General features: G+C 70.9%; 8 protein-coding genes. 3 read left to right on the top strand and 5 right to left on the bottom strand.

Annotated features, from left to right (window positions below):
* Positions 1–732, bottom strand: a 732-nt coding sequence (locus CVO76_RS00780) for a D-alanyl-D-alanine carboxypeptidase (protein ID WP_208740348.1), incomplete at its 3' end; no start/stop codon positions are given.
* Positions 733–905: 173 nt separating this feature from the next.
* Here CVO76_RS00780 and CVO76_RS00775 point away from each other — a divergent pair.
* Together CVO76_RS00775 and CVO76_RS00770 are read left to right on the top strand one after the other, a co-directional pair.
* The gene (locus CVO76_RS00775; protein WP_133080081.1) at positions 906–1472 is read left to right on the top strand and encodes an inorganic diphosphatase; all 567 of its coding nucleotides are present in this window, start codon (positions 906–908) and stop codon (positions 1470–1472) included.
* Positions 1473–1611: 139 nt separating this feature from the next.
* Complete coding sequence (locus CVO76_RS00770; RefSeq protein WP_208740347.1) at positions 1612–2241, top strand: hypothetical protein; 630 nt, start codon at positions 1612–1614, stop codon at positions 2239–2241.
* A 95-nt stretch (positions 2242–2336) separates the two neighbouring features.
* On the opposite strand, the gene CVO76_RS00765 is transcribed toward CVO76_RS00770, so the two are convergent.
* Both CVO76_RS00765 and serS read right to left on the bottom strand, forming a co-directional pair.
* Positions 2337–3173: an HAD family hydrolase gene (locus CVO76_RS00765; RefSeq protein ID WP_133080079.1), complete on the bottom strand. Its 837-nt coding sequence runs from the start codon at positions 3171–3173 to the stop codon at positions 2337–2339.
* A 44-nt stretch (positions 3174–3217) separates the two neighbouring features.
* The gene (gene serS, locus CVO76_RS00760) at positions 3218–4498 is read right to left on the bottom strand and encodes a serine--tRNA ligase (RefSeq protein WP_133080078.1); all 1281 of its coding nucleotides are present in this window, start codon (positions 4496–4498) and stop codon (positions 3218–3220) included.
* A gap of 67 nt (positions 4499–4565) precedes the next feature.
* Here serS and CVO76_RS00755 point away from each other — a divergent pair, with 67 nt between their 5' ends.
* Positions 4566–5747 (top strand): diacylglycerol/lipid kinase family protein, encoded by a 1182-nt coding sequence (locus CVO76_RS00755; protein ID WP_208740346.1) that lies wholly within the window; start codon positions 4566–4568, stop codon positions 5745–5747.
* Between the two features lie 12 nt (positions 5748–5759).
* On the opposite strand, the gene CVO76_RS00750 is transcribed toward CVO76_RS00755, so the two are convergent.
* Together CVO76_RS00750 and CVO76_RS00745 are read right to left on the bottom strand one after the other, a co-directional pair.
* Positions 5760–6107 carry a hypothetical protein gene (locus CVO76_RS00750; RefSeq protein WP_208740345.1) on the bottom strand — a complete coding sequence of 116 codons (348 nt, stop codon included), beginning with the start codon at positions 6105–6107 and terminating at the stop codon, positions 5760–5762.
* Between the two features lie 86 nt (positions 6108–6193).
* The gene (locus tag CVO76_RS00745; protein WP_133080075.1) at positions 6194–7168 is read right to left on the bottom strand and encodes a DNA topoisomerase IB; all 975 of its coding nucleotides are present in this window, start codon (positions 7166–7168) and stop codon (positions 6194–6196) included.
* Between the last annotated feature and the right edge of the window lie 144 nt (positions 7169–7312).

Genomic DNA, 7312 nt, shown 5'->3' with positions numbered 1-7312 from the left:
GCCGGTCCTGCCTTCCTCGAGCCATGCCGAGTTGACGGCGAGCGCGTGAACCGGCGCGACCTCCCCCGCCTGGACGTCGCCGTCCGCCCAGGTCGGGTTGAGGGTGGCACCGGCGAAGAGGGAGTCGTCGAGGTAGACGCTGTAGGGGCCGGAGCCGTCGGGCAGGGCGTCGGCCGCGTCGGCGGCGAGGGTGGCGAGGCCTGCCCGCCCGATCACGGCGTCGGGGTCGGAGGGACCGGAGCCGAGGAGGACGTCACCCCCGCCGCGCAGGTAGAGCGCTCCGGGCGCGGTCCCCGAGGTGAGGACCGTCGTCTCCAGCACCTGGTCCGGCCGGCCGTAGGTCATGGCCGCGACGGCGGTGAGGAGCTTGATGTTCGACGCCGGTGGCTGCGGGCGGTCGGCGTCCCTCGCGTACAGCACCGCACCGTCCGCGGAGTCGATGACGGTGCCCGCGAAGCTCCCGGGCCCGGGGATCGCCAGGGCGGCGTCCAGCTGTGGGCCGAGGACCGCGGGGTCCGGTGCGGGCGCCGCCGGGGAGAGGGGGGTCACGACGTCGGGCAGGGGGACCGCCGTCGGCGGCACCTGCGGGGAGGGCGTCACGGGAGGTGCCGAAGGGGCGGGATCCACGGCCGCGAGGACCCGGGGCGTCAGGTACACGGCCAGGGGTACGGCGATCCCCGCCATCACCAGGACCAGGAGGAGACCGGTCAGCAGGCGGAGCAGGCGCTTCATGGTGTCCTTTCGCAAGGTCCGGCGGGGCAGCGCCGCAACCACGAGGAAATGCTCTGGTACCGGCGGCCGACCGATATGTTAGGGCTGACGAATGAAACACTAGACCGGTCGGGCGGCCCTCCAGCGGAGGGCGCGGCCGCCGGCTGCCACCGCACCTAGCCCCAGGAGTTGCCATGAAGCTCGACGTCACCATCGAGATCCCGAAGGGATCGCGCGTCAAGTACGAGATCGACCACGACACCCACCGGCTGCGCCTCGACCGCGTCCTGTTCACGGCCATGCAGTACCCCACGCACTACGGCTACTTCGAGAACACGCTCGGCGAGGACGGCGATCCGCTGGACGCGCTCGTCCTGCTGCAGGACTTCGACCTCATCCCGGGCGTGCTCGTCGAGTCGCGCCCGATCGGCGTCTTCAACATGACGGACGACGGCGGCGGGGACGCGAAGGTGCTGTGCGTACCCGTGGATCCCCGCTTCGACCACATCAAGGACCTGTCCGACGTCTCGGACTTCCTGCTCGACGAGATCAAGCACTTCTTCACGAAGTACAAGGACCTCGAGCCGGGCAAGTGGGTCGAGGCCGCCGACTGGGCCGGGCGCGAGGAGGCCGAGGCCGAGGTCGAGGCGTCGCTGAAGCGCTTCCAGGAGATCGGCGAGGGCAGCGCGCAGGACGAGCCCCAGGGCCGCTCCGTCGATGTGGAGGCGAAGAACGCCACGGAGACCCCCGAGGGCCGCTAGGACGTCCCTGCAGGAGCTCCCGCCGGGGACGGCGGGAGCTCCTGCGTTTCCGGCCCCTCCTCCGCCCGCTGCGGGCCCTGAGCCGCCCCGATCAACCGGAAGGCGTTGATTTCGGCGGTAGGTCCCCCATACTGGGGCCATGCACTACGTCCTGACCATCAACCAGCGTGACTCGCGTGAGGCCGGGGACCTGGTCGGCGACCTCCTCAGGGTCCTGCGCCGGCTCCCCACCGTGATCCCGTTCCAGCGCTCCGTCGGCGACGAGGTGCAGGGCGTCGTGGATGCGGCGTCCACGGCGGTCGACGCCGCGCTGCAGGCCATCCGCTACCGGCGCTGGCACGTGGGTATCGGCGTCGGCGGCCTCACGCCCCCGGTCCCCGAGCGGCTCGTCGACGCGCAGGGCTACGGCCTCGTGTACGCGCGCCGCGCGGTGGACCGCGCCCGGAAGACCGGCGAGCGGATCCCCCTCGCGGTGGAGGGGCCCGACGGCGGTATCGCGGCCGAGGCTGAGGCGGTGCTGCGACTGCTCGGGCAGATCGTGTACACGCGCACGGACTCGGAGTGGGCCGTCCTGGACCTCATGACGCCGGGTGCCCGCGGGCAGCAGAAGTACGTCGCGCAGGAACTCGGCATCACCACGCAGGCCGTGAGCCGCGCCGTCGTCCGCTCGCACTGGATGGAGGAGTGGGCCACGCGGCCCGCGGCAGCCCGCCTGCTGGACCTCACGCACGGACCGGCATCACTGCCCGAGGCGGCCCTGGCGTACTGACGGGGTCGGACGGAGTCGGACGGGGTCGGACGGAGTCGGACGGGGTCGGACGGAGTCGGACGGAGTCAGACGGAGTCAGACGGAGTCAGACGGAGTCAGACGATCGAGCGCAGGACCTTCGCGGCGCCGTCGTCGTACACGCTGCCCGTGACCTCCGACGCCGCAGCACGGACCTCCTCGGGTGCCTGCCCCATCGCGACCCCGCGGCCGGCCCACTCGAGCATCTCGACGTCGTTCCGGCCGTCGCCGACGGCGACCGTGAGGCTGCGGTCGGTCCCGAGGCGCTGCCGGAGGGCCTCCAGGGCGCTGGCCTTCGTGACGCCCGAGGCGGCGATGTCCAGCCAGGCGGTCCAGCCCACGGAGTAGGTCACCCCGTGCAGCCCGATCGACGCGACGGCGTTCCCGAACTCGTCGGCCGAACTGTCGGTGCTGAACACCACCACACGCACGGCCCGGCTCTCGAGCATCTCCTCGAAGCCGACGCTCTGCGCCTCGGAACCGAAGCTCGCGTCCTGGAAGCTCTCCGTGGACAGGAAGCGGCCGCGGTCGTCCTCGAGCGCGTACTTGGCGGAGGGGAGCCGCTCGCGGAGCGCGGTGAGGGCGGGTCTCGGATCGAAGGTGACGCGTTCGAGGACCTCGAATCCCTCCGGCAGCGCCGCGTCGATCCTCAGTGTGACCCCGCCGTTGGAGCAGACCGCGTAACCGCGCGTGATACCGAGGAGCCGGATCACGGGCAGGGTGGCCCCGAGGGACCGGCCCGTGGCGATGATGACGTCGTGCCCGGCTTCGATGACGGCCCGCGCGGCGTCCCGCACCTCTTCGGTCATCGACCCCTCGTGATCCACGAGGGTGCCGTCGACGTCGAGGGCGACGAGGTGGTGCTTCCTGTTCTCCTGCCGGTCATCGATGCCGGCATCGCTCAAAGTACTCATGGTTCAGTGAACCAGACCTCACTGAAGCCCCGGTAGGACGGCGCTCACAGTACCGGAAGTGTTTCCAGACCGTTAAGATAAGGCCGCAGCGCCGCCGGCACGGTGACGGAACCGTCCGGGTTCTGGTGGTGCTCGAGGATCGCCACGATCCAGCGGGTGGTCGCCAGCGTCCCGTTCAGGGTGGCGACGGCGCGCGTCCCCTTCTGGCCCTCCCCGTCCTGGCGCTCGCGGATGTTCAGCCGGCGGGCCTGGAAGGTCGTGCAGTTCGACGTCGACGTCAGCTCGCGGTAGTCCCCCTGGGTGGGGACCCACGCCTCGCAGTCGAACTTCCGAGCGGCGGACATCCCGAGGTCGCCGGCCGCCGTGTCGATGACGCGGTACGGCAGTTCCACCTTCGCGAGCATCTCCTCCTCCCAGGCGAGCATGCGCTCGTGCTCTGCAGCGGCGTCCTCGACGGTCGTGTAGGTGAACATCTCGACCTTGTTGAACTGGTGCACGCGGATGATGCCGCGCGTGTCCTTGCCGTGGGACCCCGCCTCGCGGCGGTAGCAGGAGGACCAGCCGGCGTACCGGACCGGACCCGCACCGAGGTCGAGGATCTCGTCCGAGTGGTACCCGGCCAGCGCCACCTCGGAGGTGCCCACGAGGTACAGGTCGTCCGCCTCGAGCCGGTAGATCTCGGCGTCGTGGGCGATGTCGAAGCCGGTGCCCTGCATGGTCTCGGGCCGCACCAGGGTGGGGGTGATCATCGGGATGAAACCGGCGCGGATCGCCTGGTCGAGGGCCATCTGCAGCAGGGCGAGCTCGAGGCGGGCACCGACGCCCTTCAGGAAGTAGAAGCGCGAACCGGACACCTTGGCGCCGCGCTCCATGTCGATGGCGCCGATCAGCTCGCCGATCTCGAGGTGGTCGCGGGGCTCGAAACCCTCGGCCGCGAAGTCCCGCGGGGTGCCGACCTTCTTCACCACGACGTAGTCGTCCTCGCCGCCTTCGGGGACGCCGTCCTGCACGAGGTTCGGCAGCTTGCGCAGGAGCGCCTCCTGCTCGGCCTTGGCCTCCTCGGAGCGTGCCGCGGCGGCCTTGACGGACGCCGCGAGTTCCTTGACCTCGGCCAGGAGTGCCTGCTTCTCCTCGCCCTTGGCCTGGGCCACCCGCTTGCCGAAGGCGTTCTGCTCGGCGCGCAGCGTCTCGTAGGCCGTCACGGACTCCCGCCGCGTCGTGTCCGCCGCGAGGACGGCGTCGACGAGGGACTCATCCGCCCTGCGGGCGCGCTGCGATGCTCGGAACTGCTCGGGATTCAGGCGGAGGTCGTTGACGTCGATCACCCGTCAAGACTACCCAAACCCGGCGGCACGGCCGCCCGCGGTGGCCGTGCCGCTATTCTGGATGACCATGCGCCGCAAACTGCTTGCCGGAACCGCCGCGGCGTCCGCCGCCGTCGCGTCCCTCCAGACGTACTGGTCCGTCCGGCGGCTGCAGCAGACCCGCACCCCCACCGCCTCCGTCCACGAGCCGACGCCGGTGGCGGCGGGCCCGCAGCGCGTCGCACTCGTGCTGAATCCCTCGAAGCTCCAGGCCGACGCGACGCGTGCCCTCGTGGAGCAGGCGTGCTCGGACGCCGGCTGGGAACCCCCGCTCGTCCTCGAGACCACCATCGAGGATCCGGGCACGGGGCAGGCCGCGCAGGCACTTGCGGCCGGGGCCGACGTCGTCATCGCGGCCGGCGGCGACGGCACGGTGCGTGCCGTGGCGCAGGCACTCGCGCACCAGCCCGCCGCGCTCGGCCTGCTGCCCCTCGGGACCGGGAACCTCCTCGTCCGGAACCTCGGCCTGCCGTACAACGACATCGCGGGCTGCCTCCGGCTCGCCCTGCACGGCTCCGAGCGGCGCATCGACATGGCCCGGATCAGGCTGCGCAACGACCGCAGCGAGGTGGTGTCCGAGCACCCGTTCCTCGTCATGGGCGGCGTGGGCTTCGACGCGAGCGTGGTGGCCGACGCGAAGCAGGACCTGAAGGAGAAATTCGGCTGGCTCGCCTACAGCGAGGCCGGAGTGCGCCACCTGCCCGGCAGGCGCCGGCGCATCTCGATCAGCCTCGACGGACAGCCGCCGCAGAGCAGGAAGGTCCGCAGCCTCCTCGTCGCGAACTGCGGCAAGCTGCCGGCGGGGGTGGATTTCGTGCCCGACGCCGTGATCGACGACGGCTACCTCGACGTCGTGGTGCTGAGCCCCCGCAGCCTGCTCGGCTGGACCTGGATGGCCGCGAAGATCCTCTCGCGGCACCGCGGCGTCATCCCGGTCATCAGCTACTACCGCGCCCGGGAGGTGACCGTCTGGTCAGCCGATCCGATCGCCACCCAGCTCGACGGCGATCCCTCCGGTTCCATCACCTCGCTGACCGCCCGGGTGGACCCGGACGCACTGATGGTCCGGGTGCCGGTGACGGCTCCCGGACCATCAGGGTCCTCGGTGCTGCCGCTGCCCGACTGGCACCGGCGGTGGCCCAGGACGTGGCAGCTGGGCTGGCAGCGGGGCTGGCAGCGGGGCCGGCAGAAGGTCCTGCGCCGCCCCTAGGGCAGGTCCGTCCTAGCGGTCGCGGTCCGTGTACTCGCCCTGGCCCTCGGGCTCGTCGATGAGGGGCTTGTCCTTGTCGGTGTACTCGCCCTCCTCGGCCGGGTCCTGCGACGAGGTGTAGCCACCGGAGGCTCCGGCGGGATCCGAGCTGGTGTAGTGGCCCTCCTGCTCGGAGGCGTCGACGGCCTCCGCCGGGTCGCGGTCGGCGCGGCCGGCCTGCTCGTTGATCAGGGCCTGCTCCTCGGCGAAGCGGACGTCGTTCCCCTGGTCGCCCATATCGCCCTGCCAGTTGGGGTCCGACGTCGAGCCGTCGCCCTCGTTGGGGTTCACGATGTGTCCTCCATGAGCGTTCTCGGTCATGATGCTTCCTTTCGTCGAAGGATGCGCTCCTCGTTGGGCGCCCGCTGCCAGCGTACTGACCGGCGGGATGGTTGGAAATGTGCTGTTCAGTCCCGCAGGAGTTCCTGCACGGCCTTCTCCGAGGCGGAGTAGGTGGTGATGGGGATGACCTCGCCGCTCATGAACCGGTCCACGAGCCTCGGGTCGACGTACGAGCTCCTGGCGACGGTCGGCGTGTTGCCGAGGTGGTCGGCCACGGCCTTCATGGTCGCCGTCACGGCCTTCTGGCGGGCCGTGCGGCTCGTCGCCTTCAGGTCCTCCTTGGCCAGCGCCATGGCCGCGACGACGGTGGCCTGCCAGGTCCGGAAGTCCTTCGCCGTGAACGGACCGCCGGTCACCTGCCGGAGGAACTCGTTGAGCAGGGAGCCGTCCACGTGGTGCCACTTGCCGTCCTCCGTCTGGTAGGCGAGCACCGTGTCGGCGTCCTCGCGCTCCATCATGGGCCGCAGGGCACCGGCGAGGTCCTCGTCCTCGAGCCGCGTCTCCCAGTGCTGCCCGCTCTTCCCGGGGAAGTCGAAGGTGATGATGGAGCCCTCGATCGTGCAGTGCTCCACGAGGAGGGTCGTGACGCCGAAGGAACCGTTCGCCTCGGCGTACTGGGCCGACCCGATCCGCAGCGCCCCGGCGTCGACGATCCGCAGCGCAGCGGCGAATGCGCGTTCCCTCGTCACGCCATCACTGCGCAGGTGCTGGGTGATGGCCCGGCGGGCGCTCGGCAGCTTCGCTCCGAAGTCCAGGGCGCGGTCGAACTTCTCGCGGTCCTTCTGCTCGCGCCATGCCGGGTGGTACATGTACTGGCGCCGGCCGGCGTCGTCCGTGCCGATCGCCTGGACGTGCCCGTTCGGATAGGGCGCGATCCATACGTCCTTCCACGCCGGCGGGATCACGAGGTCCCGGATGCGCTCGATCTCGTCGCGGTCCTGCAGCAGCTCGCCGTTCGGGGCGCGGTAGCTGAACCCCTTGCCGTGGCGGCGGCGGGTGATACCGGGCCTGCGCGTGTTGCTGCGGCGCAATCGAGCCATCGTGGAACCAGCCTTTTGTGGGAGGAGGACCTTCGATAGTAAGCCTACTGTGCTTTCGGTCCTCCCGGTGCCCCCCGCTATCGCCCTCCGGTGATCTCGCCCAGCCAGGCATCGGCGGCACCGAAGGCGTCGTCGGACGTGTGG

The organism is Arthrobacter agilis (assembly GCF_002953615.1).
Classification (GTDB): Bacteria; Actinomycetota; Actinomycetes; order Actinomycetales; family Micrococcaceae; genus Arthrobacter_D; species Arthrobacter_D agilis_B.
Note: the sequence above shows the minus strand (reverse complement) of the source record. Positions and strands in the feature narration are given on the sequence as shown.

Coding starts and splice junctions, on each gene's coding strand:
- CVO76_RS00775 (WP_133080081.1), top strand. CDS start 906: ATGAAGCTCGACGTCACCATCGAGATCCCGAAGGGATCGCGCGTCAAG.
- CVO76_RS00770 (WP_208740347.1), top strand. CDS start 1,612: ATGCACTACGTCCTGACCATCAACCAGCGTGACTCGCGTGAGGCCGGG.
- CVO76_RS00765 (WP_133080079.1), bottom strand. CDS start 3,173: ATGAGTACTTTGAGCGATGCCGGCATCGATGACCGGCAGGAGAACAGG.
- CVO76_RS00755 (WP_208740346.1), top strand. CDS start 4,566: ATGCGCCGCAAACTGCTTGCCGGAACCGCCGCGGCGTCCGCCGCCGTC.
- CVO76_RS00750 (WP_208740345.1), bottom strand. CDS start 6,107: ATGACCGAGAACGCTCATGGAGGACACATCGTGAACCCCAACGAGGGC.
- CVO76_RS00745 (WP_133080075.1), bottom strand. CDS start 7,168: ATGGCTCGATTGCGCCGCAGCAACACGCGCAGGCCCGGTATCACCCGC.